Source organism: Epilithonimonas caeni DSM 17710 (assembly GCF_000426465.1).
GTDB classification, from domain to species: Bacteria; Bacteroidota; Bacteroidia; order Flavobacteriales; family Weeksellaceae; genus Epilithonimonas; species Epilithonimonas caeni.
Map to the genome: position 1 here is coordinate 421,139 of NZ_AUFK01000013.1, position 13,211 is coordinate 434,349.

The 13,211-nt window shown below is 36.8% G+C and carries 16 protein-coding genes and 3 tRNA genes; 8 read left to right on the forward strand and 11 right to left on the reverse strand.

Translation table 11 applies throughout. The features are described 5' to 3' along the window. Genes K319_RS20980 through K319_RS0107510 form a run of 5 tightly spaced genes read left to right on the forward strand, consistent with a single transcriptional unit; the run spans position 1 to position 3,898 of the window. Positions 1-333: a helix-turn-helix transcriptional regulator gene (locus K319_RS20980; protein WP_051230513.1), complete on the forward strand. Its 333-nt coding sequence runs from the start codon at positions 1-3 to the stop codon at positions 331-333. After that, on the forward strand, positions 330-1,586 hold the full coding sequence (gene pepT, locus K319_RS0107495) for a peptidase T (protein ID WP_027383097.1): 1,257 nt from the start codon (positions 330-332) through the stop codon (positions 1,584-1,586). The genes K319_RS20980 and pepT overlap by 4 nt, the downstream gene beginning before the upstream one ends. A 27-nt stretch (positions 1,587-1,613) precedes the next feature. Then, complete coding sequence (locus tag K319_RS0107500; RefSeq protein ID WP_027383098.1) at positions 1,614-2,033, forward strand: SufE family protein; 420 nt, start codon at positions 1,614-1,616, stop codon at positions 2,031-2,033. Continuing rightward, complete coding sequence (locus tag K319_RS0107505; protein WP_027383099.1) at positions 2,034-2,999, forward strand: glycosyltransferase family 9 protein; 966 nt, start codon at positions 2,034-2,036, stop codon at positions 2,997-2,999. Continuing rightward, entirely contained in the window at positions 2,996-3,898 is a 903-nt protein-coding gene (locus K319_RS0107510; RefSeq protein WP_027383100.1) for a glycosyltransferase family 2 protein, read from the forward strand. The genes K319_RS0107505 and K319_RS0107510 overlap by 4 nt, the downstream gene beginning before the upstream one ends. Here K319_RS0107510 and K319_RS19985 read toward each other — a convergent pair. The 10 genes from K319_RS19985 to K319_RS0107560 form a co-directional block, all read right to left on the reverse strand. Continuing rightward, positions 3,873-4,343: a VanZ family protein gene (locus tag K319_RS19985; RefSeq protein WP_084403414.1), complete on the reverse strand. Its 471-nt coding sequence runs from the start codon at positions 4,341-4,343 to the stop codon at positions 3,873-3,875. The two genes, K319_RS0107510 and K319_RS19985, sit on opposite strands and share 26 nt — an antisense overlap. 186 nt (positions 4,344-4,529) lie before the next feature. Continuing rightward, positions 4,530-4,604: transfer RNA gene (locus K319_RS0107520), tRNA-Val, on the reverse strand. 43 nt (positions 4,605-4,647) lie between these two features. Continuing rightward, a tRNA-Val gene (locus K319_RS0107525) sits at positions 4,648-4,722 on the reverse strand. A 34-nt stretch (positions 4,723-4,756) separates the two neighbouring features. Further along, positions 4,757-4,831, reverse strand: a tRNA-Val gene (locus tag K319_RS0107530). A gap of 42 nt (positions 4,832-4,873) precedes the next feature. Further along, positions 4,874-6,115: a bifunctional folylpolyglutamate synthase/dihydrofolate synthase gene (locus K319_RS0107535; protein ID WP_027383101.1), complete on the reverse strand. Its 1,242-nt coding sequence runs from the start codon at positions 6,113-6,115 to the stop codon at positions 4,874-4,876. Positions 6,116-6,207: 92 nt separating this feature from the next. Further along, complete coding sequence (locus K319_RS20985; RefSeq protein WP_027383102.1) at positions 6,208-6,870, reverse strand: hypothetical protein; 663 nt, start codon at positions 6,868-6,870, stop codon at positions 6,208-6,210. A gap of 3 nt (positions 6,871-6,873) precedes the next feature. Beyond that, the gene (locus K319_RS0107545) at positions 6,874-7,518 is read right to left on the reverse strand and encodes a MotA/TolQ/ExbB proton channel family protein (RefSeq protein WP_027383103.1); all 645 of its coding nucleotides are present in this window, start codon (positions 7,516-7,518) and stop codon (positions 6,874-6,876) included. A gap of 91 nt (positions 7,519-7,609) precedes the next feature. After that, positions 7,610-8,116 (reverse strand): TlpA family protein disulfide reductase, encoded by a 507-nt coding sequence (locus K319_RS19995; RefSeq protein ID WP_051230517.1) that lies wholly within the window; start codon positions 8,114-8,116, stop codon positions 7,610-7,612. Positions 8,117-8,137: 21 nt separating this feature from the next. Beyond that, complete coding sequence (locus K319_RS0107555) at positions 8,138-9,067, reverse strand: dynein light intermediate chain family protein (protein ID WP_235696087.1); 930 nt, start codon at positions 9,065-9,067, stop codon at positions 8,138-8,140. A 74-nt stretch (positions 9,068-9,141) separates the two neighbouring features. Continuing rightward, positions 9,142-9,600, reverse strand: coding sequence for a hypothetical protein (locus K319_RS0107560; protein ID WP_027383105.1), 459 nt, complete (start codon positions 9,598-9,600; stop codon positions 9,142-9,144). 225 nt (positions 9,601-9,825) lie between these two features. Between K319_RS0107560 and K319_RS0107565 the strand changes: the two genes are divergently transcribed. Together K319_RS0107565 and K319_RS0107570 are read left to right on the forward strand one after the other, a co-directional pair. Continuing rightward, positions 9,826-11,625 (forward strand): DUF885 domain-containing protein, encoded by a 1,800-nt coding sequence (locus K319_RS0107565; protein ID WP_027383106.1) that lies wholly within the window; start codon positions 9,826-9,828, stop codon positions 11,623-11,625. Between the two features lie 16 nt (positions 11,626-11,641). Further along, positions 11,642-12,085, forward strand: a complete 444-nt coding sequence (locus K319_RS0107570) for a DinB family protein (protein ID WP_027383107.1) — start codon at positions 11,642-11,644, stop codon at positions 12,083-12,085. A gap of 1 nt (position 12,086) precedes the next feature. Here K319_RS0107570 and K319_RS0107575 read toward each other — a convergent pair whose 3' ends face one another. Next, positions 12,087-12,707 carry an endonuclease III domain-containing protein gene (locus tag K319_RS0107575; protein WP_027383108.1) on the reverse strand — a complete coding sequence of 207 codons (621 nt, stop codon included), beginning with the start codon at positions 12,705-12,707 and terminating at the stop codon, positions 12,087-12,089. Between the two features lie 35 nt (positions 12,708-12,742). Here K319_RS0107575 and bcp point away from each other — a divergent pair, with 35 nt between their 5' ends. Further along, the gene (gene bcp / locus K319_RS0107580) at positions 12,743-13,192 is read left to right on the forward strand and encodes a thioredoxin-dependent thiol peroxidase (RefSeq protein ID WP_027383109.1); all 450 of its coding nucleotides are present in this window, start codon (positions 12,743-12,745) and stop codon (positions 13,190-13,192) included. Positions 13,193-13,211 lie beyond the last annotated feature (19 nt).

Genomic DNA, 13,211 nt, shown 5'->3' on the forward strand with positions numbered 1-13,211 from the left:
ATGGCAATAGGCACCAATCTCAGAAAGCTCAGAAATAAGACCAAACTCTCTCAACAAGAAGTTGCAGATATGCTTGGTCTTGACAGAAGCACCTATATCAATTGGGAAAATGAAACATCTGACGTGAAATCTCAGTATATACCGAAATTAGCAGAGATTTTCAAAGTCAATATTGATGATTTATTTGATTTGGATAAAAAATTTAATATTGTGAATAATTCTGAGAGTAGAGACAACTCTATTGGAATTGTTGTATTTAATTTTTCGGATAAAAGTTTATCAGAAGAACTTAGCTCTCAAATTGGTGAGCTAATCAAAAGCTTGAAAAAATGAACAAAGAAAACATCCGATTAGACGGCATTTGGAGAGAAAAACTCCTTAACAGATTTATCACTTACATCAAGATCTATTCAACCAGTGATGCAGAAAGCGAGACCACACCTTCTACAGAAAGGCAATGGGATATCGCCAATTATCTGTATAAAGAATTACAGGATCTGGGATTGGAAGATGTAAGCATAGATGAAAAAGGATACGTTTTTGGATTCATTCCTTCTAATAAAGAGGAAAAAGTTCCTCAAGTTGGATTCATTGCACATTATGATTCGTCACCGGATTTCAATGGAGAAAATGTGAATCCGCAGATCTGGGAAAACTACGATGGTGAAGATCTGTTACTGAACAAAGAAACCGGATTCACTTTGTCATCAACCAAATTTGAATCTTTAAAACAATATATCGGACAAACCATTATCACAACAGACGGAACAACATTGTTGAGCGCTGATGATAAAGCTGGTGTTGCAGAGATCGTAACCGCGGCAGAATTTCTTCTGGCCAATCCACAGATCAAACATGGACGGGTTTCCATCGGATTCAATCCGGATGAAGAGATCGGTAGAGGTGCGCATCATTTTGATGTTGAGAAATTCGGAGCAGAATGGGCTTACACAATGGATGGCGGAGAAATCGGGGAGTTGGAATATGAAAACTTCAATGCTGCTGGCGCAGTGGTAAAAATCCATGGATTGTCTGTTCACCCAGGTTATTCTTTCGGGAAAATGCTGAATGCAGGATTAGTGGCTTCAGAATTCATTCAATCACTTCCGGCCAATGAAACCCCTGCAACGACGAAGGGTTTTGAAGGATTTTTCCATTTAACGGATTTTGAGGGTGATGTTTCCGAAGCTAAACTTCAGTACATTATCCGTGACCATGATGACCAAAAATTCGAAGACAGAAAAAAACTGATTGCTGGAAAAGTTGAAGAAATCAACAAAAAGTACGGAGAAAAAACTGCTGAGATAGAAATCAAGCCGCAATATCTCAATATGAAAAAGCAGTTCGAAGGCAAAATGCATATTGTTGATATCGCTGAACAGGCAATGAAAGATTCCGGAATTGAGCCGAAAATCAAGGCTATCAGAGGCGGAACCGACGGCGCACAGTTGTCTTATATGGGACTACCTTGCCCGAATATTTTTGCTGGTGGACATAACTTCCACGGGCCTTACGAATTTGTACCTTTGGAAAGTATGATTGCGGCCGTAAAAGTGATTGTAAATATTGCCCAGTCGGTAAAATAATTTAATTTTAAACCAAATAAATTCTGAATGACAATCAAAGAAAAACAACAAGAACTCATTGATGAATTTGCCTTTCTGGACGATTGGGAGCAGAAATATGAATATATCATAGACCTTGGGAAAGAGCTAAAAGGACTTCCTGAGGACAAAAAAACGGATGATAATCTCATCAGAGGCTGCCAGTCAAAAGTTTGGATCGATGCAGAGTTCAAAGATGGGAAATTGTTTTTCAATGCGGATTCTGATGGGATCTTGCCAAAAGGAATTGTTTCGCTTTTGGTGAGAATCTATAGTGGACATTCTACTCAAGAAATCCTTGATTCGGATTTTGATTTTATATCTGAGATCGGATTACAGGAGTTTCTTTCTCCATCCAGGGCCAACGGCTTAATGGCTATGACCAAGCAGATCAAATTTTACGCAGTTGCATTTCAACTAAAGAAGTAGGTGAAAAGAATTCTGGCATATCGTTTTTCTGCATTCGGAGATGTAGCCATGACCGTTCCCGTCTGCGTAGAGTTTCTGGAACAGAATCCTGATGTTGAAATTGTATTTGTGAGCAGGGACAACTTCAAAGATCTTTTTGACAAACATCCGAGACTGAAGTTCCATGGAGTCAACTTCGATGATTATAAAGGGATTTTCGGAATCAGAAAACTGACGAAACAACTGATCAAACAATTTAAACCCGATTACGTTGCCGACCTTCATGATGTGATCAGAACCAAAATGATCAATTCTATTTTTTTCAGACATGGTTTCAAAGTTTATCAGATCGACAAAGGGAAAGATGATAAAGAGCGACTTACGGATGTCTGGAATCTGGATAAAATTCAACTAAAAAGAACGGTTGAAAGATATGCCGATGTTTTTCGGAGAATGGGTTTTCAGCTTGTACTATCACATAAACTAAGAATCCAGTCAAACAACAAAAAAGATATTGGATTTGCACCTTTTGCACAGCACAAAGGTAAAATGATGCCCGAAGAGAAATCTTTTGAGTTGGCAAAAATTCTGGCTAAGACTCACAAAGTTTATTTTTTCGGAGGAGGGAAAGAGGAAAACGAGATCCTTACAAAATGGGAAAAACAAATCCCAAATACTCACAGTTTATCCGGAAAACTATCCCTGAAGGAAGAACTTAAAAAGATTTCTGAACTGGAAGTTATGATCTGTATGGATTCTGCTAATATGCATTTGGCTAGTCTCATGGGAACCAGATGTATTTCTGTCTGGGGTTCTACTCATCATTTTGCCGGTTTTCTGGGTTATGGACAAAGTGAAGATGATATTGTCCACGTTAAGGATCTATCTTGCAGACCTTGTTCCGTTTTTGGTGATAAAGAATGTTTCCGGGGCGATTATGCTTGTCTGGAAGAGCTTAATATACAGAGCATTATAGATAAGGTATGAAGCTAAGTATTTGTATTCCTGTTTATAATTTTGATGTCAATGAGCTTGTTAATGACCTTTACAGCCAGATTGCTTTGGATAATCTGGATGCAGAGATAATTATAATTGATGATGCTTCCAAAAAAGAATTCATTGACAAAAACAGAGGTTTGGAATCCAAGTCCGATCAATTCATTTTCCTCAATAAAAATATAGGACGTTCCAAGATCCGAAATCTATTTACAGAATATTCAGACTCAGAATATTTGCTATTCCTGGATTGCGATGGAAAAATAATTGATAAAAACTTTCTCAGGAAATACTTTGATTTTATTAATGGAAAGAATCCCGATGTTATTTACGGAGGTAGAAAAGTAGATGAGAAAGAACCGGAACCGGAATATGGTTTACGCTGGAAGTTTGCGACCGAGCGTGAAAATTTGCCAGTGAAAGAACGGATCAAGATGCCTTATTCCAGTTTTCAGACCAATAATTTTATTGTTAGAAAAAGTATTTTGGAAAAAGTTCCTTTCAATGAGGGAATAACCCAGTATGGATATGAAGATCTGATCTTCGCTAAAGACCTTTTTAAGATCAAGGTCAAAATTGAGCACATTGATAACCCGATTTTCAATAATGATGTGGAAACCAATGTTATTTTTCTTGCAAAAGCGGATCAGTCTGCGAAAAGCCTCTCTCAATTGATCAAGAAAGATAAAGATATCGAAAGAATATCTAAAATAAAATTGGCCAAAGCTTATTTTAGATTAAAACGGACCGGGGGAATTTTTATTTATAGACTTATCTATAAACTATCTAAGTCATATATAGAAAAAAAACTTCTAGGAGGACATGCATCGCTAAAAGTTCTTGATTTTTATAAATTGGGACAGCTTATTGGTTATATGAATAGGAATTGATTTCCGTATATCCTAATCCTAACTCAGGTCTTATATTTGCTATGTTCAGCCATGTTGCTAATTTCAGTCCGAAATACCCGATCAGCATCCCAAAAGTATTAAGGAACACGTCATCGATGTCAGCTGTTCCCCTGGCTGTGTAAAGCTGTGCTAGTTCTATCATTGATATCCAGGAGATAAACAGGCAAAATAACAAGGGTAAATTGTTGAGACGCTTATCCAAAATGCTTAACCATCCGTAAGGAATGAATACCAATATATTTCCTACAATATTAACCATGAATTTCTGAGAAAAAAACTGATGGTAATTAAGAAAGTATTGGATACTATGAAAAGGATTTAATTGCAAAAACCCGAATTCAGGGTGTCTTCCACATCCGTAGAACATCATGTATAATAGAAAAATAGTGTAAAAAAAGATCAACACTGCATAATATCTTTTCATAGGTTTCCTTTTTAGGGGATTAGTAACTAAAAGAGTTTTATACCAAGTAACCAGGCACAACAATTTTTATTTAACTATCAAAAATCTTTCCGTTAACAAGGAATTAAACAGATGATCAGTTTTTTTTACAAAACTTTAACATTATGTTAAATAGAAAAAAAGGGAATTAACAAAATTTTAAGAAAGTGGGCAGTACAGGATTCGAACCAGTGACCTCTGCGATGTCAACGCAACGCTCTAAACCAACTGAGCTAACTGCCCAAAATTTTAAAGAAAAAATCTCCCAGTTTCCTGAGAGATCTTGTGGGCCCTGAGGGATTCGAACCCCCGACCCTCTGGGTGTAAACCAGATGCTCTGAACCAACTGAGCTAAGAGCCCTGAAATTTTTTTAAAGGCTTCAGTATCCTTTTTGTGGGCCCTGAGGGATTCGAACCCCCGACCCTCTGGGTGTAAACCAGATGCTCTGAACCAACTGAGCTAAGAGCCCCGCAACGGATTTCCGTTTTGAGTGGTGCAAATATACGACTTATTACGTCATTAGCAAATTTTTTTCTAAAAAATCTCCGACTACAAAGTTGCTGCCGCCAATGAAAATCATTTCCCCATCTTTACAATTCTGTTTTGCAGTAAGATAGCCTTCTTGCACGCTGTTGAAGATTTTATAATTTAATTCGGTTTTTTTTAAGAGATATTCATAATCCTCCGGATGCCTTCCCCGGTTGATGCTTGGTTTTACAAAATAAAATTCGGCTTCGGAAGGTAACATAGGGATAACTTCATCAATTTTTTTATCATTAACGAAACCAAGAACAATATGTTTGTGCTGAAAATAACCTTCCAGTTGATTGAAAACTTCTTCCAGACCAGCTTGATTGTGTCCTGTATCACATATTGTTAACGGCACTTTTGAAAATTCGAACCAACGACCAATAAAGTTAGTATTTTGATGAACTTTCAAGAGTCCGGATTTTACATTGTCATCAGAAATATTGATTCCTTGTTTTCTCAGTTCGTCCACCAGGGCCAAAACCACTCTGATATTCTTCTTTTGATAATTACCTTTCAAATCGGATTCTAAAGCTGTTTCGATTTTTGTCGCATCTATAAAAGGAGAATTGGTTTCTTTAGCTTTGTTAATGATGATCTCTTTTACTAAAGGGTTTTCGTCCCCGGAAATAATTGTCGTATTTTCTTTGACAATTCCGGCTTTTTCTCTTGCGATTTCTTCAATTGTATCACCAAGAATATTTTGGTGGTCAAGCTGCACATTCGTAATTGCAGAAACCAAAGGTCTGATAATGTTTGTAGAATCTAATCTTCCGCCCAGGCCAACTTCAATAATTGCCAGATCAACCTTCTGCTGATAAAAATATTCAAATGCCATTATTGTTGTGAACTCAAAAAAAGAAGGCTGAATTTCGCCCGGCAATTGTTTTAATTTTTGAATAAAATCGTAAACAAATTCTTTGTCACAATTTTTTCCGTCAACTTTGATCCTTTCTGTAAAATCAATCAAATGTGGGGAGTTGTAAAGCCCAGTTTTATAACCAGATTCCTGAAGAACCGAGGCCAGCATATTGCTCGTAGAACCTTTTCCATTTGTTCCGCCAATGTGGACCGTTTTGATTTTATCCTGCGGGTTTCCGAAAAACTCACAAAGTTTCTTGATATTGTCGAGCCCAGGTTTGTATGCCTTTTGTCCGTCAATCTGATAATTAGGAGCTTGAATAAAAAGCCAGTCAACGGCTTCCTGATATTCTTGTGAAGTCATATTTCAAAATGAAATACAAATTTAAAAATAAGGAGAAATCAATGGAAATTAATTTTGGAAATTTAGATAAATAAAATTTAACGGAAATGAGATTAGAAATTGATCGTATAAGTTCCTTGCGAAATATTCTGAGACTTCTTTGCTTTCACATATTTTTTTGTCCAGATCACTGCAGCGGTAATATTACAAGCGTCTTTTATTCCACTGCTTCGTCCGGCGTTGGTTACATTTCCGGCTTTGTCAATGGTAATGAACATCACGAGCTGCCCTTTGGTCTTACAATTATGAGAGGGTAATTTCCCCGCTTTTCCCATCGTTCCGGGAATGAAAGCGGTAAGGATTCTGTCTTTTCCTATTTTAGTGATTTTATCATCTTTGGAATCAGTTGTTTTAGAATCCTTTGTTTCTTCTTTTTTAGTGAGTTTTTTATCGTCTTTTACAGGTTTTTCCGCCGATTTTTTCTCTTCTTTAACGGGTTCTTTGCTTTCTTCTTTTGGAGAAGCTTTCGTAATGGAAACTGTATCAAGAGGTAGGGCTTCAACGTCTGGAACATAGATTTCTGGTTTTATAACAGAATCTTGTTTCGGTTCTTCAATAAGTGGTTTTACAACCTCTGCAATTATGGGTTTGGGCTGTTCAGAGGCTTTGTAATAAAGGGAATTAAAGGAAAATAAAAGCACAAAAAATAACAACGCAATGACATAAAATGCAATTGGCAATCCGGATAATTTTTTGGTTCTTCTTTGGAATTCCATTTTCTAGGAGGGTTTATTGATGATATCCAAAAATTCGTTTGTATGATATTGGATTTTCATCAAAAGATAATCAACTTTCGAAACCAAGATATTGTGAAAAACATAAGATAGAAAACCGACCAAAAGACCGATTGCAGAAGGGGCTAGGGCTTTATAGAAATCAGCAGCGAGAAGATTCTGGGAAATCACAGCATCTGTTTTAGATATCGTTCCAAATGTAGAAGCTAAAATGAGAACACCGCCAAGAAGTCCTAACATAGGTGCTGCACCGGAAAGCGTTGCTAGAAATGTGATATTTTTTTCTGCTTTGTTAAGTTCTATTTGGGCGTGCGTTTCCATTGCATTGGCAATTTCGCTTATTGGGCGGCCTAATCTGTTTAGTCCCTTTTCTACACTCCTGGATTCTGGAGAATTGTCCCTTCTGCAAAAATCAACTGCAGATTGGACTCTTCCATCATTCAGAAGGTCATTCACGTTTTTCAATAAGTAAGGGTCAACCCGATTTTCCCGATTGAGGGCGTACAGTTTCTGTCCAAAAAAAACAATGGCTGCAATTCCTGAAAATATAAGAATAATGATAATAGAAACACTAAGCAGGCCTCCTCCAAAAAGAAATTCCCAAATTGATAGTGACGATTGTTTTGCCATAGTTCTTGATTGTTATTAAGGTTCAAATTTATGAATTTCAGATAGAACAATTAAATTTACAAATCTGATTTTTAGCGGTTCTACATTTTTTTTAAAGTAATTTTTCAAAGTCTTTTTCTACATTAGCAGAAGAATCTTCGTCAATGCCCCCGTATATTTTCTTGATATTTCCATTTTTATCAAGAATAAAATTCAGTGGATATTTATAAATGCCAAATCGTTCAAGATTTTCATAGTTTGTATTCAAATGAAGATAGTTGAATTTATGGTTGATTAAGAACTTTCGAATATCCTCTTCGTTATCAAAAGTTATGGCAATAAAAGTTATCTGTGAATTCCATTTCTCTTTTAATTTATTTAGATAAGGGAGTTCTTGAATGCAAGGCTGGCATTTCGTAAACCAAATATTGACCATTGCAGGTTTCCCATTTAAACTTTCGAAACTGAAATTCTTTGAGGCTTCATCTTTCAAATTCTCTATTGAAAATTTTTTACCGGATAATTTACTTAAAAGTGGGTCTCTCTTGTCTAAAGTTTGAGTAAAATATGATTGGTATGCTAATAATAATGCGAAGAAAAATAATGACTTACATTTCATCTTTTTTTTAATTATTAAACATTAAAAAACAATTTTATAAGTTCCCTTTGATGAAACGCTAGCAGCTTCCGCTTTTACATATTGTTTTACCCAATTGATTGCTGTACTTGATACGCAAGGGTCGGAAACACCGCTTGATCGTCTTGCAGATGTCACCTTTCCGGATTTATCAACTGTGTAGGAAATAGTAATGCTTCCGCTTGCGGAACAATCGTGGTTGGGTTGTGCCCCGCCTCTTCCCATTGTTCCCGGGATAAAACCGATTAATTTCCTGTCAACACCAATTAAGCTGGTTCCATCTCCATCACCACCAAGTGGGTCTCCATAATTTCCTGGTCCTGTGCCATTTCCCTGAGACCCGGATTTTGTTCCTCTTCCTTTCAGGAGGTTTCCAATTGCGGCATTTCCAAGTCCGTCTCCAGTTGCATTTTCTTTTTTGATGTTGCCTTTTACATTGCTTTTTCCGGTAATGTTTTTAGTGGAATTGGCAACGGCTGGAGAATTTGCTTTATCGTTGGATTTTTTAGTTGCGGCTGGCGGATTTTTTATTCTCGTAGGTGTTGGGACTACATTTTCAGGGATGTCTTTTTCTTCTTTTTCCTTGGAGGTTTTTGCAACTTCGGTTACGATTTCTTTTTCTTCCTTTTTCTCAGCTATTGGGGCAGGGCTTCCTTCTTCTTCCTTGGGTTCTTCCATGTCCCTTCCGTTTCTGTTATCGCCATAGTTGATACGCATTTCCGTCAATTCAACAGGAATGATATTTTCGCTGTTAACAGCCGTTATTTTTTTTGATTTGATAAAAGAAGCTGGGAGGCAGAATAAGACGGAAAAGATAAAAATCCCAACTACCAATGCTTTGGTCAATGTAAAATCATAATGTTTCCGGTACTCGTAGGCACCGTAAGCTTTATGCCGGTCTTCGAAAATAATATCATCTAAATCCTGATACATAGAGAATAACTTGTTTGCGTTATAACTTATTATCTATAACGAATCGTAAATATAAATATTATTTTCTGAAAAGATCAGTCGTCCACTTCTATCTCATCCGGACGGAAGTTGCATTTTAGCTTGAATTCGATAGGGTTTTCGGAACCGGTGTAGAAATCTGTTATTTTCCCTGTCCAACAAACCTGGAGGTCATCATTGTCATTTTTATCAAATTTCAACTCGTTGTCAAACAAGAACGCTTCCTCATCATCAAAAAGGTCAACTTCTGTATAAGAGTCATCATCCGTGTCCTCTACAAAAAAAGTCTGCCCTTCCAATTCCGAAGTTGTAATTGGAAAATCAAAAATATTAAGAGAGATCTGGGGAAAATTATATTGTAGAGAATCGTCCTCAACATGGTCTAAAGAATCATTTGTTATAACCTCGACTTCCAAAAAATTCTGCTTGTTGCTATAGACAGATTTGCAATAAGTACTGTCAATAAAATACTTCAGAGTTTCCTCTGGATGATAAATCTTTAATATTCCTTTCATTGTAAGGATAATGAATTATGAAATGATAAATTTTTAAATTGTGTCTAACAAAGATAAAAAATTGAATGAATGTGAAAAATTTTTGTTGATTATTTTTGAAAATAATCATAAAGTTTGATGTAATTCTTGATATTGTGTTAATCTTGAGATATGATCCCTTAAAAAATTGAGGCTGGGGTTTTATAATCTTAAAATATTATCTTTACACTGCCTAAAAAATTAAGAATGAAATCTTTTTACAAAATATTATTTTTTGCTGTTCTCCTTTTCTCGGTTTCCTGTAAAAAAGAAGATTCTCCAATGGTAAAGAATATCGGATTCAACGTTTCTGACCTGGATTCTATCGCTGCAAATTATTACGAAGGATATCTGAAGTTTTATCCTCTGGAAGCTACTTCCCAAGGGGATGAAAGATACAACGACCTTTTGCCGGATAATCTGAGCCAGGATTTTATCAAAAAGGAAATTGCATTCTATAACTCGGTTCACGATCAATTAAAGTCTGTGGATTACAATTCTTTGGATAATGACCAGAAAGTGGTTTTTGACGTTCTTGAATATACATTGATCGATAAACAGGAACGTTATGCTTATCATCCGGAATATATTCCTTTCACTCAGTTTGGCGGATTGCCTTTGGATTTTCCGATGTTGGGAAGTGGAACTGGGATTCAGCCTTTCAAAACTGAAAAAGATTATGACAATTGGCTGAAAAGGGTAGATGAGTTTCCAATATGGATGGATTCCGCAATTGAAAACTTCAGAGCAGGAATTAAAAATAATGTGGTTCTTCCGAAATCATTGGTTATAAAAATGATTCCTCAGATGAAAGCCGAAGAGATCACAACGTTTGAGATAGAAAAAAATATTTTTTACGGTCCGATAAAGAATCTTCCAAAAGATTTCAAACCGGTTATTGCGAACAAATATGCGAAGCTTTATCAGGATGCTATTAAAAATAAATTGATTCCTGCCTATCTCAAAATGGCAGATTTCCTTGAGAAAGAATATCTTCCAAAATCGCGGGCAACAGATGGTTATAATGCCTTGCCAAACGGAAATAATATCTATGCCTATTATGTGAAAAGCTGGACGACAACGGATAAAACACCGGACGAAATTCATAAAACAGGACTTTCTGAAGTTGAAAGGCTTCGCAAGGAAATGGAAAAAGTGAAAGCTCAGATCGGTTTCAAAGGTTCTTTGGAGGAATTCCTGAATTTTGTAAAAACAGACCCAAAGGCAATGCCTTATAAAACATCGGCTGAAGTATTGGCAGGTTTTCAATCGATTCTCGATAAAATCACTCCGAAGCTGAAAACAATGTTCAATGTAACACCAAAAACACCTTTCGAGATCCGCCAAACCGAAAAATACCGTGAAGCCAGCGCAAGTGCAGAATACATCCAGGGAAGTCCAGACGGAAAGCGTCCAGGGATTTTTTACATGCCAATTCCTGACCCGAAAAAATTCAATGTGACGTCGGGAATGGAATCTCTTTTCCTTCATGAGGCCATCCCAGGCCATCATTATCAGATCTCGCTTCAGCAGGAGAATTTGAAGTTGCCAAAGTTTATGAGATTCGGTTGGATAGGAGCTTATGGCGAAGGTTGGGCTTTGTATTGTGAATCGCTTGGGCCAGAGTTTGGACTTTATACAGACCCGTATCAGAAAATGGGTTCTTTAAGTGATGAGATGCTACGCGCTGTTCGTTTGGTTATCGATACAGGAATCCATACCGGTCAGATGTCTCGCGAAGAGGCTATCAAATATTTCTTGAGTAATGTTGCTTACGATGAAGCTGGGGCCACTGCAGAAGTAGAAAGATATATGGCTTTGCCTGGCCAGGCTTTAAGTTATAAAACCGGTGCGATGAAAATAAGAGAATTAAGAAACAAATATCAAAAAGAGCAAGGCAAAAAATTCAACTTGGCATCTTTCCACGATGAGGTTTTGAGTCAAGGTTGCCTTCCATTAGAGGTTTTGGAAAGAAAAATGAATATTTGGTCAAAAGGTATTAAATAAAATATTTGATTTTGATATGATGATAGAAAGCTTGAAATCACTTTACAATAGAGATTTGAACAAATTGAAATTTGAAATTGAGTCGTATAAAAGTGAAAAATCAATTTGGAAAACCGATAAAAATATTTCAAACTCTGCAGGCAATCTTTGTCTCCATTTGGTCGGGAACCTCAATACTTACATTGGTGCAGAATTGGGAAAAACGGAATATGTCAGGCATCGTGACCTCGAGTTTTCTCTAAAGGGTATTCCTAAAAATGAGCTTGTTGGAAAGGTAGAATCTACAATAGAGGTCGTGGACTCTGTCCTTAATAAATTATCCGGAGAAGATTTGGGAAAAGATTACCCAACGGAAGCTTTAGGTTACAAAATGACGACCGGATATTTCCTGATGCACCTGCTTTCCCATCTCAATTATCATCTTGGACAGATCAATTATCACAGAAGATTGTTGGATTAAATTACTTTTCAAACAACATTTTCGTAATATGGTCTTTCTCTTTATTTCCTCTTGCCGGTGAATATTCTCGTCCGTAGAAAATGATCTGAAGATGTAATTTGTTCCACACACTTTCATCCCAAAGACTTTTTGCGTCTTTTTCGGTTTCTACAACGTTTTTACCTGATGTCAATTTCCATTGTGTCATCAGTCTGTGGATGTGTGTGTCAACAGGAAACGCCGGAAAACCAAATCCCTGGCTCATCACAACAGAAGCCGTTTTGTGACCAACGCCAGCCAAACTTTCCAATTCTTCATAAGTTTGCGGAACTATGGAATTGAATTTTTCCACCAGAACTTCCGCCATTTTTTTCAGATTTTTCGCTTTGGAATTTGAAAGACCGATCTCTTTGATTAATTCCTTGATTTCCTCTACGCTTAGCTTAGCCATTTTTTCAGGCGTGTCAGCAACCGCAAAAAGCTTTGGTGTGATTTGATTCACTTTTTTGTCCGTTGTCTGGGCAGAAAGTGCCACTGCAACCATCAGAGTATAAGCGTCTTTGTGGTCTAGGGGAATTGGAACTTCGGGATATAATTTTTCTAATTCTTCCTGAACAATCCTGGCTCTTTGCTTTTTCGTCATTTTGATGGTAACTTTGTCGTACAAAAATAGAAATTATGTTGAACGTTGGCGACTCTTTACCGGAATTTATCGGAACTAATCAAAACGGAGAACAAATCGATTCTCAAAAACTGAAAGGCAAAAAACTCGTTGTTTTCTTTTATCCGAAAGCGAGCACGCCGGGTTGTACGGCGGAGGCCTGTAATCTGAGAGACAATTATTCGGTTTTGAAACAGAAAGGTTATCAGCTATTGGGTGTCAGTGCGGATTCTGTGAAACGTCAGAAAAATTTCAGTGATAAAAATGGATTACCGTTTGATGTGATTGCGGATGAAAATCATGATATCATTGACAAACTCGGAGTTTGGCAGCTGAAGAAATTTATGGGAAGAGAGTTTATGGGAATCGTGAGAACGACTTTTGTTTTCGATGAAAACGGAATTTGTATTCAGGTTATTGAAAAAGTGAAAACCAAAGACCACGCAGCTCAAATTTTAGACTTATAGTTGTCACTTTAAGATTGAT

Excerpts from the sequence above, each read along its gene's own strand:
- K319_RS0107560 (WP_027383105.1), bottom strand. The coding sequence starts at position 9,600 with ATGAAAGGAATATTAAAGATTTATCATCCAGAGGAAACTCTGAAGTAT.
- K319_RS0107555 (WP_235696087.1), bottom strand. The coding sequence starts at position 9,067 with ATGTATCAGGATTTAGATGATATTATTTTCGAAGACCGGCATAAAGCT.
- K319_RS19985 (WP_084403414.1), bottom strand. The coding sequence starts at position 4,343 with ATGAAAAGATATTATGCAGTGTTGATCTTTTTTTACACTATTTTTCTA.
- K319_RS0107565 (WP_027383106.1), top strand. The coding sequence starts at position 9,826 with ATGAAATCTTTTTACAAAATATTATTTTTTGCTGTTCTCCTTTTCTCG.
- bcp (WP_027383109.1), top strand. The coding sequence starts at position 12,743 with ATGTTGAACGTTGGCGACTCTTTACCGGAATTTATCGGAACTAATCAA.
- K319_RS19995 (WP_051230517.1), bottom strand. The coding sequence starts at position 8,116 with ATGAAATGTAAGTCATTATTTTTCTTCGCATTATTATTAGCATACCAA.
- K319_RS0107545 (WP_027383103.1), bottom strand. The coding sequence starts at position 7,518 with ATGGCAAAACAATCGTCACTATCAATTTGGGAATTTCTTTTTGGAGGA.
- K319_RS0107500 (WP_027383098.1), top strand. The coding sequence starts at position 1,614 with ATGACAATCAAAGAAAAACAACAAGAACTCATTGATGAATTTGCCTTT.
- K319_RS0107575 (WP_027383108.1), bottom strand. The coding sequence starts at position 12,707 with ATGACGAAAAAGCAAAGAGCCAGGATTGTTCAGGAAGAATTAGAAAAA.
- K319_RS20980 (WP_051230513.1), top strand. The coding sequence starts at position 1 with ATGGCAATAGGCACCAATCTCAGAAAGCTCAGAAATAAGACCAAACTC.
- K319_RS20985 (WP_027383102.1), bottom strand. The coding sequence starts at position 6,870 with ATGGAATTCCAAAGAAGAACCAAAAAATTATCCGGATTGCCAATTGCA.
- pepT (WP_027383097.1), top strand. The coding sequence starts at position 330 with ATGAACAAAGAAAACATCCGATTAGACGGCATTTGGAGAGAAAAACTC.
- K319_RS0107570 (WP_027383107.1), top strand. The coding sequence starts at position 11,642 with ATGATGATAGAAAGCTTGAAATCACTTTACAATAGAGATTTGAACAAA.
- K319_RS0107535 (WP_027383101.1), bottom strand. The coding sequence starts at position 6,115 with ATGACTTCACAAGAATATCAGGAAGCCGTTGACTGGCTTTTTATTCAA.
- K319_RS0107510 (WP_027383100.1), top strand. The coding sequence starts at position 2,996 with ATGAAGCTAAGTATTTGTATTCCTGTTTATAATTTTGATGTCAATGAG.